Source organism: Bradyrhizobium sp. Ai1a-2 (assembly GCF_000426245.1).
Classification (GTDB): domain Bacteria; phylum Pseudomonadota; class Alphaproteobacteria; order Rhizobiales; family Xanthobacteraceae; genus Bradyrhizobium.
This window is the reverse complement of sequence record NZ_AUEZ01000088.1, coordinates 15,598-31,577: the sequence shown is the minus strand read 5'-3', so window position 1 is coordinate 31,577 and position 15,980 is coordinate 15,598. Positions and strand designations below refer to the sequence as shown.

Sequence of the window (15,980 nt, the reverse complement as noted above, 5' to 3'; positions counted from 1 at the left end):
AGTCGGCGCGCTCGATGCACGCCTTGGCGATGCGCCGGGAGGAGTAGATGCCGCTCGCATAGCCGTTGAGCAGCAGCGCCACCATCAGGCGCGGATCGAACGGCGGCTGGCCGAGTGCACTCGTGTAGCTGCTGATAATCTCGGTGAGGTCGAGGCTCTCCCGCACCAGTTCCACGATGAACCGTGACAAGTGGTCCCTCGGTACGAAATCCTGCACGCTGGGCGGCAGAAGCTGCGGCTGATCAATCTTCCAGAGGCGAAAATACTTGCTCATCGCCGCCAATAAAATCAGACTCCCACCCAATTGAACAGGGACTACTCGGACAGGCTCATAGGTCGCCACGTTCTCCTTGATGCCAGCTCTGTTTAGATCGAGCGCACCGAACGGCCTCTTCGATGGATTGATCTGGCCGAAGGCCGGCTGAAGCCTCGACCGCCTATGGCGCAACAGCGGCGTCAAAACTTTCTTCCCCTGCCGGCTGCGCCGTCATTCCTCGCGAGACAAGAAAGCTCCTCCTTTGCTGTCGAGCCCCTTCGGGGTGCGCCGTCGATCGCCTCCGGCCCTGTCGATCACCATCGAGGCCGCAAGGTGCGGGCTCGGAAAACAGAGATCAAGGAGAACTACCATGGCGACCATCGGCACCTTCAAGAAGACCGGCAACAACGAGTTCACCGGCGAAATCGTCACCCTCTCGCTCCAGGCGAGGAACGTCCGGATCGTCCCCGAAACCAGCCGCTCGGGCGACAACGCACCCAGCCACCGGGTCTATGTCGGCCGAGTTGAGATCGGGGCTGGCTGGTCCAAGCGCTCCAACGAGGGCCGCGACTATCTGGGCCTCAAGCTCGACGATCCGAGCTTCACGGCTCCGATCTTCGCCAACCTCTTCGACGACGAGGGCGGTGAGGGCTTCAGCCTGATCTGGTCCCGCCCCAACCGTCGCAACGGCGACTAAGCCGATCCGCAGTGCCTCGTCCGGTTGGTCCGGGCGGGGCATTGCCATGCGCGAGCTGGCCGCGCAGACTTTCAATCAATGACGGCGGATAAGGTGCTGACGCTGGAATAGATCCCGGTCAGCGGCTGCGAGCCTGTCGCGATTTGATTGGCCGTCTTTGATTAGCCTCCAAAACGCTATCGACGATGTCTTCCCAGTCGGGACAGATCGCGACGAGCCGGTCCAGCACCGTCGGATCCCGCTCGATCTGGCCGAGCGCCTGAGCGCTCCACTGCTCGTTGAAGCTGATGCTCATCAGACCCAGGCATTCGACGACCGAACTGTCGGGCCGCAAGTGCTCCAACGTCGCCGTCACGATGCCTGTCCATTGTTGGATCAGACGCCAGCGCTTTGGCTCGGTGCTAGACTCCAACTTCTCCTCTAGAAGATCAATCAGTGCGAGGAACCGAGTTCGCCAAGGGTGGGGACTGAGATCCACGACATAAGCGTCTACTACTTCGCGGATATCGACCGGCAAGTGTTCGTATAGGGTCGTCATTGTTGCATACTCCGTCTCGCCAACTACGCCGTCCATTGGACCAGAGCAAGCGTCTTTGGAGACAGAGCAGATTTGTGTGAAACCGCCGATCCACCTGTTCGCGACGTAACACCGAGATGATTTCCAATGTGTTCGTGCCACCGCCGAGCACAAACTTGTCTTGTCATCGCTCTCGATGAGAATGAACCGTCGTTCGTTTGATCAGGTCAGTTGCCTCGACGCCCAGCGCCTTTGCGATTCGGCCCAGCACCGTCACGCTGGCCGACACATCGGCACGCTCGATTGCGCCAACGTAACGGACACTCAGGCCGGCGCGATCGGCTAACTCTTCCTGCGTCATCTTCTTCACATGACGACTCCGACGCAGATTGATCGCCATGACCTCCTTGAGATCCATGGCGACATGGAACCCATATCGGAACTATCGTTCCAGGAACGATAGTTCCGATTCGTGTGGCACCATGCTATTCATAAGCTCTGCCCAAGGCATGTTTGCCGTTTCGGGGGAGCACCGCGATGCAGTCTGCGCATCGCGTGAAGGTCGCGTGACAATTCGCAGCTTGCAAAGTTCCGCACCCAAATGAATGTCTAGTGTTGCTTTGATGCTGAAGGGGGAACGATTGCAATGAACGAAGCGCCGTTTCAGGACCAGCCGCCACAAACCGATCGTGTGAACGCCTACGACGAGAAAAATCTCGCGATCTATGTTCAGCTGTTAATGGCTGATGAAGAGGGCGCCGACTGGCGTGAGGTCGTCCAGGTGATTTTCGGTCTCGACCCTGCCCGAGAACCAGTCCGTGCCAAAATCGTCCATGATAGCCATCTCGCGCGCGCCCGCTGGATGACGGAAGCTGGATACCGGCATCTGTTCGAGCCGCGGATGCAGTGACCGCGGTCGACAGTCACGCAAATTGTGATCGTAAGTGATGCAACCTACGGGTCTAGTTTGCCGGACTGTCTTTCGAGACGGTGGTGTGTCCGTCCTTCGGGACGACAGAACAAGAAAAGCAAGAGGATACACCCCATGCCCACACAGTATTGGCGCTCGCCGGAGACGATTGAGCGCCTGAAGCGGCTCGAGCGCCCGGGCTTCGCCCTTGAGTTCCTGCGCCGCAATGCTGAGTACCGCCGCGACTTCGCCCGCACACAGCATCAGATCGCGCGCGGCGGCGTTGATCCCGAGACTCTCCGTTCCGAACTTGCACGTCGTTGGGGGTTGCGGTTTCGCCCATGACCCAGGCACTCCGGTTGGGCTCGAACCAGCCCTATGGCTCCCCCACGTATCACCGGGAACGCTGATCTTGGCGCCGGCGCCGTCCGGCTTCGATACCACCACATCCTTCGATCGCAACGTCCTCGGGCTGCCGCTCGTCGAGCGGGCGGATGCCGACGGGCGTGAGCTGGTGATCGCAGACGAATCTGGTGAACTCCATATTCGCTTGCCGGACGAACAGGCGGCGCGCCGTCCCGCTGTGCTTCTGCCGATCGACAGCATGGCCGAATTGCGACTTGAGGTGGCGCTACATTTGGTCCGCCGCCTTGGCGACCAGCGTATCGGCCTTCTGCCGGCGGCCCTGCGGCTGACATCGTTTCAAAGGCGGCGCTTGATCCAGCTCCTTCACGCCTTCGACGTTCACGACTTGGGCGGCGGCCCGCGAGACGTGGCGGCGAAGGTGCTCGCCTCCGACCACGCCCAGCGCCGTTCGGTAGAGTGGAAGGATTCGCATGCCCGCCGTAAGGCGACCAGGCTCGTTCATGATTCAATCACCTTGGTCGAACGGGGGTATCTGAAACTTTTGTGCGGCCTCTGACCGGCCCGTCGACGCCTCCAAGCAACCGTCGTGATGACGCCAACCGGCGCCCCGCTGGTTACGCCTCGCTTCGTCTGCTTGCGACGCGGGGGACACGCATCTGCGAAAATTTTCGTCCACCCCCAACGCCTGAACTCTCCGCCACTCTGGCCCCGACATGCCGCGACTTGGCCGCGGCGCTTCGAGGCAAGACGGAGATCTCCCATGCTCGACCGGACCGCGCAGCTCACCACGCGCTACGTGCGCACCCCTGAGGCCGCGCGCCTCCTTGGCCTTTCGCCGCGCACGCTGGAGAAATACCGCTGCCATGGCAACGGCCCAACCTTCCGCAAGCTCGGCGGCCGCGTCGTCTACGCCATCGGCGATCTCGAATCCTGGGCGGATCAGGCCGCCTGCAATTCGACGTCCGATCCGCGATACGTCGAGGCCCGCGCCGCCGGCCACGCGCATCGCTAAGGCAACGCTCGCCCATGTCGTCGCGCCGCCTCATTACGCCCAGCGAGCGAAGCAAGCTCGACCCGTTCGTTGTCTCCACCGGCGATGCCAGCCCGCGCGATCAGCGCGACCTGATGGAGCGGCCATTCTTCTCGCTCGCCAAGGCCAAACGCACGAGGCCGATCCTCTACGAGGCCGGCGACGTCCGCGTCGAAGTCTATGCGGTTCCCGAACACGGTATGGCGACGATCTGGGACGCCGACGTGCTGATTTGGGCGGCGAGCCAGATTGTCGAGGCTGAGAACCTCGGTCTGAAGACCTCGCGCTTCCTGCGCTTCACGCCCTACCAGCTTCTGATCGCGGTCGGCCGGCAGACTGGGGCGCGGGACTACAAGCTGCTCAAGGGGGCGCTGGCCCGTCTGCAAGCGACCGTCATCCGCACCAGCATTCGGCACGGCGAGCATTGGCGGCGCCACCAATTCTCCTGGATCAACGAATGGGAGGAATGCGCGAGACACGACGGTCGCGTGGAAGGCATGGAATTCGTTCTCCCCGATTGGTTCTATCGCGGCGTAATCGATCGCTCACTCGTCCTCTCGATCGATCCGGCGTACTTCCGGCTGACCGGCGGGATTGAGCGCTGGCTCTACCGCGTCGCCCGCAAGCATGCCGGTCGCCAGCCGAAAGGATGGCTCTTCGAGATCGCGCATCTCCACAAGAAATCCGGCAGCCTGGTGCGAGTCTCCGATTTCGCGCTGCAGATCCGACTTATCGCCGCACGCCAACCGTTCCCTGGCTACAGCTTGCACATCGAACGCGAGGGCCGCCGCGAGCTGCTTCGCATTCTGCCGGCAAAGTTGTCCACTGACCCTGTGGACGGTGCTGTGGAAGCACTCGGGACTTCGCACGGAAACCCTATCGGGACTCCGCACGCAGCTCCATCGGGACTTCGCACGCACGTATTAGAATCTAACTTAGAGTCTAACTTCGAATCTAACTGTTGTAGTGGGTCTGAGCGCCGTGCGGATAACGCCGACGCGAGCGCTGGGTCACCGTCAACCAAGCACTCAAGCCGCCAACAATCTCTGCAGCTTTTCGACCACAAGGCGGGAGGCAAGCGATGATTGTCGCACTGCTCAACCAGAAGGGCGGTGTCGGCAAGACCACGCTCGCTCTGCACCTCGCCGGTGAATGGGCGCTGAGCGGAAAGCGTGTGACCCTGATCGATGCCGACCCGCAGGGTTCGGCACTGGACTGGTCACAGCAGCGGGCGCGGGAGAACGTCTCACGGCTGTTCGGCGTCGTTGGCCTTGCCCGCGAATCGCTTCATCGCGAGGCGCGGGAGATCGCGCGCACTGCCGATCACGTTGTCATTGACGGACCGCCGCGCGTCGCTGGACTGATACGTTCGGCACTGCTGGCGGCCGACCTCGTGCTGATCCCCGTGCAACCGTCGCCGTTCGATGGCTGGGCGTCGGCTGAGATGCTGTCTCTGCTGCGTGAGGCCCGATTCCATCGTCCGCAACTCGCCGCTCGATTCGTGCTCAACTGTTATGGCGCGCGCTCGCTCATCGCCCGCGGGACGGCTGAGGCGCTCGCCGATCATGATCCGCCGGTGCTCGCGAGCACCATCGGTCAGCGCGTCGTCTTCGCTGACGCAGCGCAGTCAGGCCGGCTCGTCTTCGAGCTCGCCGAGCAGAGTGCAGCTGCCCGCGAGATCGCCGCGCTCGCCGCCGAAGTCGCGAGGTGCGGGCCATGAGCGAACGTTCGACCAAGCGCGGATTCACACGCGACCTGGCAATGCCGAACGCTGGATCAAGGCCGGCGCGACCTCGCCGCGTCGCATGAATGACGCAGCGGGGTACACCGCGCGTCTAACCATCGATGTCACGCCGGCGCTGCGCGGTCGCATCAAGGTCGTCGCGTTCCAACGCGGCGTCACCGTCGCCGACATGCTGCGCGAATTGCTGGCCCGAGAATTCCCACTGAGACCGGAGAGCCGTCATGAACGACAATGAGGCCTTGCCGCCGCGTGCCGCGCCGCCCTCGCATCGACGCGGAGTTGCGCTCACGCGTGTCGAGCTCACCTGGGTCGAGAAGAGGATTGAGCACTGGCTGCGCTTCGGCCGTCGCGCTGAAGAAAAGATCCTCGATCGCCGCCGCAGCGTTTCTAGTTTTGCGCCCGGCAGCATCTTTGGCTTCGTCCGCTGGGCTTCAAACGACTATGGCACCGTGGTCTCCCGCATGGACATAGTCCGCGCAGTGAAACACGGCCAGCCCTATCAGACACTGCCCTTCGTGCGGCCGGGCGGCGAAATCCTGCTGCGCGTCGATAGCTGGCCGAAGGTCGAGCGCGTGTTGCAGGCGGTCGACGCCATTGAGGCGCTCGCCATCGATCCGGCCGACGCCGCGCCCGAATACTGGCGACATCTCCACAATCGCCTCGCCGCCGGTCACGCACCGCGCGCCTACACCCGTGAGCAGCACGTCGCCTGGCTCAAGCGCCGGAGCGTTACGCCATGACCCGCTTCGGCTACATCGTGCTGACGTGCATACCAATGCTCACCGCCAGCGGCCTGGGATTCCTTCATCCTCCGCCGCGGCTGATCTGGAACGCCACCGCAAGCACGCCGACGGGCTTCTACACGCTGCATCCGGCAGGACGGCTGCACGCCTTGGAATTGGTCGTGGTGCGGCTACCAGAGCCGGTCGCGAGCTTCCTCACCGATGGGGGCTTTCTTCCGAAAAATGTGCCGCTGCTTAAGCACGTGATGGCGCTGCCCGGGCAGACTGTGTGCCGGTCCGGCAATGCTGTCAGAGTCGATGATGTCGATGTCGGCGCCGCACACGATCGCGACCATCTCGGCCGTCCGCTGCCGCGCTGGAGCGGTTGCATCACCCTCCAGCCGGGCGAGGTCTTCCTCATGAACCCGACCGTCTCGGATAGCCTGGACGGCCGCTATTTCGGCTCGCTCCCCGTCACCTCGATCGTCGCGCGCGCGGTCCCGCTTTGGACCGACGAGGCCGGCGACGGCCGCTTCGTCTGGCGCGCCGCCACCCATTGACCCGCTTCTTAAACCCGCCAACCAAGGAGGTTTCCCATGGCGCAAATCGGTCAGTTCACCCGCGAGAAGTCTGGCTTCACCGGGCGCATTCAAACGCTTTTCTTCGAGCGGATTCTTACCCTCGTCCCGGCCGAATCCTCAGATGCCGAGAACGCGCCGGACTACCGCATTCGCCTCGGCGATGGCGAAGGACCCGAGATCGGCGCGGGCTGGAAGCGCACCGGCGAGAAGGCCGGCGACTATGTTTCGCTGATCATCGACGATCCCGCGCTGCCGCGGCCGATCCGCGCCAATCTCTTCCGATCCGGCGAGGACAAATCGGTCTGGACGCTGAACTGGAATCGTCAGCCCCAGCGCGCCGAGCGGGATTGATCGCATGCAGGGGCTCGTCACGCGTGCCGGCAACAGGGCGCATCAAAGCTTCGTTTCCCTGTTCGCGTCATCACATTGCCTCGCCCAGCTTAAGCGTCGGTTGGCCGTCGTGCACGGCGGCGGTCACGGGCGGCCGCAGGCTGGCGAACCGCGCACATCCTCGCCGGGCGCGAGCACGATGGCTTGCTCACGTTATGGCGGAGACATGGCGGGTTTTGCCATTCTACTGCTTGCCTGCCTGCTGGTGATTAGCGGGCCAACGCCGGCGGTGTCAGCGCAGGCAGCGGCGGTGCAACGTCAACAGGCAAGCGATAGCTATGCCGCTCATGTGGCGGAAGCCGCGCGGCGGTTTGGCATTCCGGCAGCTTGGATCCGCGCCGTCATGCGGATCGAGAGCGGCGGCGACCGGCGCGCCGTGTCGCCCAAAGGCGCGCTCGGCCTGATGCAACTCATGCCCAAGACCTGGGCGGACATGCGCGCGCGCTACGGTCTCGGACGCGATCCCTTCGAGCCGCATGACAACATCCTCGCCGGCGCCGCTTTCCTTCGCGAGTTGCACGACCGCTACGGCTCGCCGGGTTTCCTCGCGGCCTACAATGCGGGTCCCGGCCGCTACGAGGATTTTCGCGATAGACATCGCCCGCTGCCCGCCGAGACGGTCGCCTATGTCGCGGCCATCGTCCCTTTTGTCGATGCGGAGAGCACGCCAGGACCTCTCCTCGTCGCGGCCTCTTCTCGTTCATCCTGGACGCGGGCGCCGCTCTTTTTCGGGCGCGCTGAAAGGCCATCGTCTGCCGTGCGAGTGACACCCGATCCACCAGCGAATGACGATCGGGCTGCCGTTCCCGTGCACGATCTCTCGGCCATCGCGCCGCAGTCGCAAGGCCTGTTTGTCGCGCTCGGGACAACGGGACGATCGCAATGACTGCACCGCGTCGTCAACGTGAAAACCTAGACCCGTGCGCCTCGGCGAGCGCCCATGCTGCCGACATCAGGTCATTGGTCGCGCGATGGCCGCTTGCCGCCGCCATCGGTTGCGAATTCGCGCTCAGGCGTGCCTCAGCGCGTACCTGCAAAGAGGAAAGAGCAGGCGAGGGAGACGAGCAAGCAACGACCGAACGAGGGCGAGATAAAAGGCCGCAATGTGCGGCTCGGTCGGTCGGTTGTTGTTGCTTTCTTATTTTGCTGATCCGGCAATGTGCGGCTTGGGTGCGCAATGTGCGCCCCACCATCAACTCATTGTACGGATTCCCAATTTCGTACATTGCCGAGGCTGGCCATGGCTGAGGAGAAGGAATTTCAGCCTCGGCCCGGCCGCATCCGCTCGTCAAGGAGCCAGCGGGCAAAGCCCTTCATCGCCCAGGCGCTCGCTGCCGCTCAGCGCGCCGGCGGCGGCGTCTCGCGAGTCGGCCGCCTCACGAGCCATCGTCATTCTCGCTTCGGCCGCGGCCGGGTCGCCAGCGAACGGGCGAACCGACTGCTCACTGGCCGCTCGCGTCTGGTGACGATCAAGACCCGCGTCGTCCGTCACACGGCGCGCTCAGCGCCGCTCGCCGGACACCTCGGCTATCTCCGGCGCGACGGTGTCACCCGGGACGGGGAGAGGGCCCAGCTGTTCGGCACCGAGACCGATGATGCCGATCCCAAGACCTTCGCTGAGCGCTGTCAGAATGACCGGCACCACTTTCGCTTCATCGTCTCGCCTGAGGAGGCGCCCGAGATGGCCGATCTCAGGGGTTTCGCCCGCGAGCTCGTCGGCCAGATGGAAGTGGACCTGGCCACCCGACTCGACTGGGTTGCCGTCGATCACTGGAATACCCAGCACCCGCACGTCCACATCCTCGTGCGCGGCATCGCCGAGGACGGCCAGGACCTTGTGATCTCCCGCGCCTACATCAAGGAAGGAATGCGCGCCCGCGCGCAGGACCTAGTCACGCAGGAACTTGGACTGCGCTCCGATCTCGACATCCGCCGTTCGCTCGAGCACCAAGTCGACGCCGAACGTTGGACACAGCTCGATCGCCAACTTGTTCGCGACGCAGGCCGCAACGGCGTCATCGACCTTGCGCCGGATCGGACGCAGCAGCCCGATCAGTTCCATGCGCTGAAGGTTGGCCGGCTGCGGCGCCTGGAGAGCCTTGGCCTGGCGCATCAAGTCGGGCCAGGCCAATGGATGATGGACGAGGCCGCTGAGACGACGTTGCGCGAGCTCGGCGAGCGCGGCGACATTATCAAACGTATCCACCGCAGCCTGACCGAACGCGGCATCGAGCGCGGGACCGCAAGCTACGTGCTATCAGGCGAGAGCCTCGACGTCCCCGTCATCGGGCGCCTCGTCGATCGCGGTCTCGACGACGAACTGAAGGCGACCGCTTATGCCGTGGTCGACGGCGTCGATGGCCGTACCCACCACATCAGGCTCCCCGATCTCGGCGCCGCCGGCGACAGCGCACCAGGCTCGGTCGTCGAGCTCCGTAAATTCGACGATGCGCGCGGGCAGCGTCGCGTGGCGCTCGCCGTTCGCTCTGATCTGTCGATCGAAGCGCAGGTGACGGCAAGTGGCGCGACATGGCTCGACCGGCAGGCGGTCGCGCGCGATCCGGTGGCGCTTGGCCAGGCCGGCTTCGGTGCCGAGGTCCGGCAAGCCATGGAGCGGCGAGCCGGGCAGCTCATCGAGCAAGGTCTCGCCGAGCGCCAGGCACGTGGGCTGGCGTTCGCAAAGAACCTCATCGGTACGCTGCGCCGCAGGGAGGTGGAGGCTCTCGGTCAGCAGGTCGCCGCCGAGACGGGCCAGCCGTTCAATCCGTCGGCCGCCGGCGAATATGTCACCGGCACCTACCGGCAACGCTTCGCGCTCGCCTCGGGCCGCTTCGCGATGATCGACGATGGTCTCGGCTTCCAGCTCGTGCCCTGGACGCCATCACTTGAAAAGCAGCTCGGCCGGCATGTCTCCGGCGTTGCCCGCGACGATGGTGGCGTCGATTGGGGTCTTGGGCGCAGCCGAGGGCTTGGCCTGTGAGCCATTCCTCCAATCACCGACATCAGGAAAGGGCGGCTGCCATGTCCGCGACTAAAGTACTCTGGGGGCAGGTCATCACTGTTTTCGCGATCGTCCTGCTGACGTTCTGGACTGCGACAGAATGGACGGCCTGGCGGCTCGGCTTCCAACCTCAACTTGGGCAACCCTGGTTCGAGCTGCTCGGTTTTCCGTTCTATCTCCCGCCGGCTTTCTTCTGGTGGTGGTATGCCTACGATGCCTATGCCCCACATGTCTTCATCGAGGGTGCCTATATCGCGGCATCCGGTGGCATCATTGCCGCCGCCGTCGCGATCGGCATGTCGGTCTGGCGCGCCCGCGAAGCGAAGAATGCCGAGACCTATGGCTCCGCGCGGTGGGCTGAGGCAAAGGAGATCGCGCAGGCCGGCCTGCTCGGGCCTGAAGGCGTGGTTCTCGGCCGGTTCGAACACGCCTATCTCCGCCATGATGGACCGGAGCACGTCCTGTGCTTCGCGCCGACCCGGAGCGGCAAGGGAGTGGGCCTCGTCATCCCGTCGCTCTTGACCTGGCCGGGATCGGCGATTGTTCACGACATCAAGGGCGAGAACTGGCAGCTCACCGCGGGCTTCCGTGCCCAGCACGGCCGCGTCCTTCTGTTCGATCCAACCAATGCGAAGTCGTCAGCCTACAACCCGTTGCTGGAAGTCCGGCGCGGCGAGTGGGAGGTCCGCGACGTCCAGAACATCGCCGACATCCTGGTCGACCCGGAGGGCAGCCTCGAGAAGCGGAACCATTGGGAGAAGACGAGCCACGCGCTCCTGGTCGGCGCGATCCTCCACGTCCTCTATGCCGAGGAGAACAAGACGCTCGCCGGCGTCGCGGCCTTCCTGTCCGATCCCAAGCGGCCGATCGAGTCGACGCTCGCCGCGATGATGCGGACGGCGCATCTCGGGGAGGCCGGCGTCCATCCTGTCGTCGCCTCCGCCGGGCGCGAGCTGCTGAACAAGTCCGGCAACGAGCGCTCCGGCGTCTTGAGCACCGCGATGTCGTTCCTCGGTCTCTACCGCGATCCCGTCGTCGCCGAGGTGACCCGGCGCTGCGACTGGCGGATCACCGATATCGTCGGCGGAGAGCGGTCGACAACGCTGTACCTCGTCGTGCCGCCGTCGGACATCAATCGCACCAAGCCGCTGATCCGGCTGATCCTCAATCAGATCGGCCGCCGGCTGACCGAGGATCTTCAGGCCAAGGCCGGCCGGCGCCGGCTTCTCCTGATGCTCGACGAATTCCCCGCGCTCGGCCGGCTCGACTTCTTTGAGTCAGCGCTCGCCTTCATGGCCGGTTACGGCATCAAGAGCTTCCTGATCGCCCAGTCGCTGAACCAGATTGAGAAGGCCTACGGGCCCAACAACTCGATCCTCGACAACTGTCACGTCCGGGTTAGCTTCGCGACCAATGACGAAAGGACCGCCAAGCGGGTCTCCGACGCATTGGGCATGGCGACCGAGATGAAGGCGATGAAGAACTATGCCAGCAGCCGGCTGGCCCCTTGGCTCGGTCACCTGATGGTGTCGCGGTCGGAGACCGCTCGCCCGCTGCTGACGCCTGGCGAGATGATGCAGCTCCCGCCGACAGAAGAGATCGTCATGATGTCGGGCCTGCATCCGATCCGCGCCAAGAAGGCCCGCTACTACGAGGACAGACGGTTCCAGGAGCGCATCCTCCCGCCGCCGGTGCTGACCAAGCGCAACGACAGCAGGCCGGACGATTGGAGTGCGCGGCCACTGCCGCCGCGCCCAACGGCACCACCGGCGTCGACCGATGACCAGACCGATGTAGAGGATCCGAAGACCGCCGACCGCCGGCGGCAGCCGGAACTGGATCGCGACACCGTGGAGAAGAAGGAACCGCTCGACAACGAGTTCGCGCCTGACCTTGCCGACGAGCTCGATGAAGATGCCCCGCGGATTAGGCGCATGACCGACATGATGCAGGGCGTCGCGCGCCAGGCATCACTTGATCTCGGCGACGATCTCGGATTGTGAGGCAGGCATGACCGCGCCGAAGAAGAAAGCTCAGATGTCGGTCTATCTCGATCCGGACGTCATGAAAAAGCTGTCGGCCTATGCCGCCCGGCGTGAGCAGCCGCTGTCGCTGATTGCGGAAGCCGCGATCGCTTCCTTCCTGTCGCCGGACGCCGACGAGCGGCGGGAGGCTGCCATCGCTAAGCGACTCGATCAGCTCGACCGCCGCATCGCGCGGGTCGAGCGGGACATGGGGATCTCGGTCGAGACCTTGGCGTTGTTCGTCCGGTTCTGGCTCACAACCACACCGCCGCTCCCCGAACCGGCGGCAAAGGCGGCGAGGGCGCAGGCGGGCGCGCGCTACGACAATTTCGTCGCAGCGCTCGGGCGACGGCTCAGTCAAGGGCCGAAGCTGCGGCAGGAGATCCCGGAGGATATTCAGGAGAGCGAATCGACGTGAGGATAGCCATCGTTCGATGGTCGCTTCTCAACTCGGCGACAACTTAATCGCACGAACAAATGTGGCTGAGACAGCTAACTGTTCAGATTTTGCCAAGGCCACCAGGTCGCAATTCAGCCGAGACTAGCAGCTCAAGTACGGACTCTGCTCGCCATTTCGTCGGCGAGCGTGCTAGCCGCCAGATTGCGATGCTGAACGAACGCCAGCACTCCATGCGTATGGAAGTGTGTCGCCATTCAACTCATGTGCACCGATTGCGCGGAGCTTGAAAATCGCGGGGTTGTGGGAAGCGATGGTGCGTGCGTTGCGCCAGTGCCGATCGATCGCGAGCTTCTCCGAGCTGAGGGAAGCTCCGCCGACTTCGAAAAGTGCGGTCACAGCGTCGAGAACCAATTTGATGACGACCACCTGGGCCTCGGCTGCCGCGAGCTCGGAGGCGTCGAGCTGCCGAGGGTCTTGGTGGCGACCGTCAAGGGTCCGCGCGAGCTCGTCGACCGCGGCGAGGACCGTCGCTCGCGCGCCGAATGCCGCACTGTGAAGCTGCCCGATGACCTGCTGCACGAGAGGATCATTCCGCGGCAGGTCGGCGACGGCATGGGTGAAGGTGCGGGTTCGTGCCTTGATCCATTCGGTCGTGTCGGTGGCGGCACGTTTCGCGATTCCGGCAAGGGTTGCGAGCAGGATCAATTGAACGTGGGCGGTTCCGAAGACGCGGCCTTCCGTTCCATAACCAGGACCGAGAATGCGGTCCGGAATGACAGTTACATCCTTGAACTCCGCCGTTCCGCTCGCGGTTAGTCTCTGCCCGAAACCGTCCCAGTCGTCCTGAACGTCGACGCCGGGCTGGTTGGCGTCGACAAGAACCGTGACTCGTTTGCCGTCCTGGTCAGCCGCCACGATCAGATAATCAGCATAGAGGGTGCCGGTCGTATAATACTTTGTGCCATTGAGCCGCAGCGCGGCTCCCTCCGACGTCACGGCTGTCCGGTAGCGATCGACCGCGCCAACGCCTGGCTCAGTCACCGCGACGCCGAACAGCGCGCCGTTTGCGATTGTCTTGAGCCAGCGCGCCTTGACCGTCTCATCCGTGTTCAGCCGCAAATCCTCGACCAAGTTGAAGTGAGCCCTCAACGCCTGCGGCAGGTTGGAATCGGCGGCCGCAAGCCCGATAATGAGGTCGAACGTCTGATGGAGCGTCGCGCCAAGTCCCCCGAACTCGACCGGCACGCGTAATGCCCCAAAGCCTGCCTCTTTCAACAGTCGGATCTCAGCGAACGGCAAGGTGCGGTTACGTTCGCGCGTCACCGCACCTGCTGCGATCTTCTCGAAGATCGGAGCGAATCGCGTTTGCAGTTCGTCATCGCTCTTCGTGGGGCTTGCAACGTGAATGGTCATCGTTCCGCTTTCGCTCGTCCTGAGATCAATCGGGTTGCCTCGAAGAATAGTCGGCTTCCGGCTGAGAGCCATACTGTATTTTGGTAGGATCGAAGACGAACGTTCGGAGCAGTGCATGGTACGGAGAAAAATCTGCCGTGCCATATGTGTCTGAATGTGTGGCTACACCATGCGCTCTTCGATGAAGGAAAATCGAGATGAGCGTGTCGAAGGTCAATTCGAGAGGAGTTTTCTCCGAAGCGACACGCGATGTGGCGGATTGTACCGAGATTCGAATGCGTCGAGGCGATTTGATGCCGTGGCCTACATCGAGAGCGCTGCCGAATTCCGCACGACAATGACAAACGGGAATGCGTCGGGAGAGATTTTCTCATCTCGCAATTGGCTGCGGCAAAAGATGCGCATCGAAAAATGCCGATAAACGCAATGGACCATCGATCGCCTGTTGTGGCCAGATACCGTCGAAGGAAAGCAAGGGCATCGCAACGAGCGATGCAATGGAGAGATGTGAATGGCGCGACAGATTCGGTTCAACGCGTTCGACATGAATTGTGTCGGCCATCAATCTCCCGGTGTCTGGGCGCACCCGCGGGATCGCTCCTACAAGTACAAGGACCTGGATTACTGGCAGGATCTGGGGCGAACGCTCGAGCGCGGGATATTCGACGGCATCTTCATCGCCGACGTCGTTAGCTATTATGACGTTTACAAGAACTCTCTGTTTCATGCGCTTGAGCAAGCGGCGCAAATCCCGGTCAACGATCCCTTGCAGCTGGTAGCGCCGATCGCGCTCGCAACCGAGCATCTCGGCATCGGCATCACCGCATCGACGTCATTCGAGCATCCCTACACGTTCGCCCGCAGGCTCTCGACCGCGGATCATCACAGCAAGGGACGTGTCGGCTGGAACATCGTGACGTCGTATCTGGAGAGTGGAGCGAAGAATATCGGCCAGGGCGGACTGCGCCGGCATGACAACCGGTATGAAGTGGCGACCGAATATATCGAAGTCCTCTACAAGTTGCTGGAGGGAAGCTGGGAGGAGGGAGCTGTCCTGCGCGATGCCGGGAAACGGATCTACACCGATCCGTCGAAGGTTCACGAGGTCGGGCACAAGGGGAAATACTTCGACGTGCCGGGTTATCATCTCTGCGAGCCGTCGCCACAGCGAACGCCGCTGCTCTACCAGGCGGGCGCGTCGGGGCCGGGCAAGGCCTTTGCGGCCCAGCATGCCGAATGCGTCTTTGTTGCCGCTCCGATCAAGCAGGTTCTGAAATCCTACGTCGCCGAGGTGCGGCGGCAGGCGGCTGAAGCCGGCCGCGATCCGCGCAAGGTCCTGACCTACAACCTGGTCACGGTGATTGTCGACGAAACCGACGCGAAGGCCGAAGCCAAGTTCCGGGAGTATCAGCAATACGCCTCCTATGATGGCGCGCTGGTGTTCATGTCCGGCTGGAGTGGCATCGATTTCGGACAATATGCGCCAACCGATCTGGTCAAGAAGGTCGAGACCAATGCGATCGTGTCCGTCGTCGATCATCTTGCCAGCGGCAGCCGGTCCTGGACCATCGAGGAGCTGGCGCGCTGGGGCGGGATTGGCGGCCTCGGCCCGGTGTTCGTCGGTTCGCCGTCGACGGTCGCCGACATCCTGCAGGAGTGGGTGGAGGAGACCGACGTCGACGGCTTCAACCTCGCCTATGCAGTGACGCCTGAGAGCTTCGAGGATGTGGTCAGCTTGCTGGTGCCCGAGCTGCAAAAGCGTGGCGTCTATCCGACCGGCTATCGTCCGGGGACGCTGCGCGAGAAGCTGTTCGGCGACGGGCCGTATCTGCCCTCGAGCCATCCGGCCGCGGCCTATCGTGACATCGAGGCCGTTAAGGCCCAGGCGGCCGCCGCGGCCGGGCGACAGCCGGTCGAGGCCTGAGGCGC

20 protein-coding genes are annotated in these 15,980 nt (G+C 63.4%); 16 read left to right on the top strand and 4 right to left on the bottom strand.

Annotated elements, in window-relative coordinates; genetic code table 11:
* Positions 1–343: transposase (locus K288_RS52910; protein WP_244443393.1), on the bottom strand; the 343-nt coding region annotated here is incomplete at its 3' end.
* Between the two features lie 283 nt (positions 344–626).
* Here K288_RS52910 and K288_RS0136250 point away from each other — a divergent pair.
* Positions 627–953: a DUF736 domain-containing protein gene (locus tag K288_RS0136250; RefSeq protein ID WP_027583922.1), complete on the top strand. Its 327-nt coding sequence runs from the start codon at positions 627–629 to the stop codon at positions 951–953.
* Between the two features lie 118 nt (positions 954–1,071).
* Here K288_RS0136250 and K288_RS0136245 read toward each other — a convergent pair whose 3' ends face one another.
* Together K288_RS0136245 and K288_RS0136240 are read right to left on the bottom strand one after the other, a co-directional pair.
* Complete coding sequence (locus K288_RS0136245) at positions 1,072–1,491, bottom strand: hypothetical protein (RefSeq protein ID WP_027583921.1); 420 nt, start codon at positions 1,489–1,491, stop codon at positions 1,072–1,074.
* 163 nt (positions 1,492–1,654) lie between these two features.
* Positions 1,655–1,888: a helix-turn-helix transcriptional regulator gene (locus K288_RS0136240; RefSeq protein WP_027583920.1), complete on the bottom strand. Its 234-nt coding sequence runs from the start codon at positions 1,886–1,888 to the stop codon at positions 1,655–1,657.
* A 228-nt stretch (positions 1,889–2,116) separates the two neighbouring features.
* Here K288_RS0136240 and K288_RS0136235 point away from each other — a divergent pair, with 228 nt between their 5' ends.
* The 14 genes from K288_RS0136235 (at position 2,117) to K288_RS0136175 (ending at position 12,656) form a co-directional block, all read left to right on the top strand.
* The gene (locus K288_RS0136235; protein ID WP_027583919.1) at positions 2,117–2,380 is read left to right on the top strand and encodes a hypothetical protein; all 264 of its coding nucleotides are present in this window, start codon (positions 2,117–2,119) and stop codon (positions 2,378–2,380) included.
* Between the two features lie 135 nt (positions 2,381–2,515).
* Positions 2,516–2,725, top strand: a complete 210-nt coding sequence (locus K288_RS55090; RefSeq protein WP_244443391.1) for a DUF6499 domain-containing protein — start codon at positions 2,516–2,518, stop codon at positions 2,723–2,725.
* 67 nt (positions 2,726–2,792) lie between these two features.
* Complete coding sequence (locus tag K288_RS0136230; RefSeq protein ID WP_244443390.1) at positions 2,793–3,302, top strand: DUF2285 domain-containing protein; 510 nt, start codon at positions 2,793–2,795, stop codon at positions 3,300–3,302.
* A 204-nt stretch (positions 3,303–3,506) separates the two neighbouring features.
* Entirely contained in the window at positions 3,507–3,758 is a 252-nt protein-coding gene (locus K288_RS0136225) for a helix-turn-helix domain-containing protein (RefSeq protein ID WP_027583917.1), read from the top strand.
* Positions 3,759–3,772: 14 nt separating this feature from the next.
* The gene (locus K288_RS0136220) at positions 3,773–4,861 is read left to right on the top strand and encodes a replication initiator protein A (protein ID WP_027583916.1); all 1,089 of its coding nucleotides are present in this window, start codon (positions 3,773–3,775) and stop codon (positions 4,859–4,861) included.
* The gene (gene parA, locus K288_RS0136215) at positions 4,858–5,496 is read left to right on the top strand and encodes a ParA family partition ATPase (protein WP_027583915.1); all 639 of its coding nucleotides are present in this window, start codon (positions 4,858–4,860) and stop codon (positions 5,494–5,496) included. The genes K288_RS0136220 and parA overlap by 4 nt, the downstream gene beginning before the upstream one ends.
* Before the next feature lie 55 nt (positions 5,497–5,551).
* Positions 5,552–5,755 carry a hypothetical protein gene (locus K288_RS51180; protein ID WP_244443394.1) on the top strand — a complete coding sequence of 68 codons (204 nt, stop codon included), beginning with the start codon at positions 5,552–5,554 and terminating at the stop codon, positions 5,753–5,755.
* Positions 5,742–6,260 (top strand): DUF2840 domain-containing protein, encoded by a 519-nt coding sequence (locus K288_RS0136205; protein WP_027583913.1) that lies wholly within the window; start codon positions 5,742–5,744, stop codon positions 6,258–6,260. The genes K288_RS51180 and K288_RS0136205 overlap by 14 nt, the downstream gene beginning before the upstream one ends.
* Positions 6,257–6,802, top strand: coding sequence for a S26 family signal peptidase (locus tag K288_RS0136200; RefSeq protein ID WP_027583912.1), 546 nt, complete (start codon positions 6,257–6,259; stop codon positions 6,800–6,802). Before K288_RS0136205 ends, K288_RS0136200 begins: the two co-directional genes overlap by 4 nt.
* A 36-nt stretch (positions 6,803–6,838) precedes the next feature.
* Complete coding sequence (locus tag K288_RS0136195) at positions 6,839–7,174, top strand: DUF736 domain-containing protein (protein ID WP_027583911.1); 336 nt, start codon at positions 6,839–6,841, stop codon at positions 7,172–7,174.
* Between the two features lie 4 nt (positions 7,175–7,178).
* Positions 7,179–8,099: a lytic transglycosylase domain-containing protein gene (locus K288_RS47615; RefSeq protein ID WP_244443389.1), complete on the top strand. Its 921-nt coding sequence runs from the start codon at positions 7,179–7,181 to the stop codon at positions 8,097–8,099.
* Between the two features lie 354 nt (positions 8,100–8,453).
* A complete protein-coding gene (locus K288_RS0136185; protein WP_027583909.1) occupies positions 8,454–10,193 on the top strand; it encodes a VirD2 family relaxase/mobilization nuclease in 1,740 nt (579 codons plus the stop codon).
* Between the two features lie 41 nt (positions 10,194–10,234).
* Positions 10,235–12,217 carry a conjugal transfer protein TraG gene (locus K288_RS0136180; RefSeq protein WP_027583908.1) on the top strand — a complete coding sequence of 661 codons (1,983 nt, stop codon included), beginning with the start codon at positions 10,235–10,237 and terminating at the stop codon, positions 12,215–12,217.
* A gap of 7 nt (positions 12,218–12,224) precedes the next feature.
* Positions 12,225–12,656: a hypothetical protein gene (locus tag K288_RS0136175; protein WP_027583907.1), complete on the top strand. Its 432-nt coding sequence runs from the start codon at positions 12,225–12,227 to the stop codon at positions 12,654–12,656.
* Positions 12,657–12,827: 171 nt separating this feature from the next.
* Here the strand turns inward: K288_RS0136175 and K288_RS0136170 are convergent, their stop codons facing one another.
* The gene (locus K288_RS0136170; RefSeq protein WP_027583906.1) at positions 12,828–14,051 is read right to left on the bottom strand and encodes an acyl-CoA dehydrogenase family protein; all 1,224 of its coding nucleotides are present in this window, start codon (positions 14,049–14,051) and stop codon (positions 12,828–12,830) included.
* A 511-nt stretch (positions 14,052–14,562) separates the two neighbouring features.
* Between K288_RS0136170 and K288_RS0136160 the strand changes: the two genes are divergently transcribed.
* Entirely contained in the window at positions 14,563–15,975 is a 1,413-nt protein-coding gene (locus tag K288_RS0136160; protein WP_027583905.1) for an LLM class flavin-dependent oxidoreductase, read from the top strand.
* The last annotated feature ends 5 nt before the right edge of the window (positions 15,976–15,980 follow it).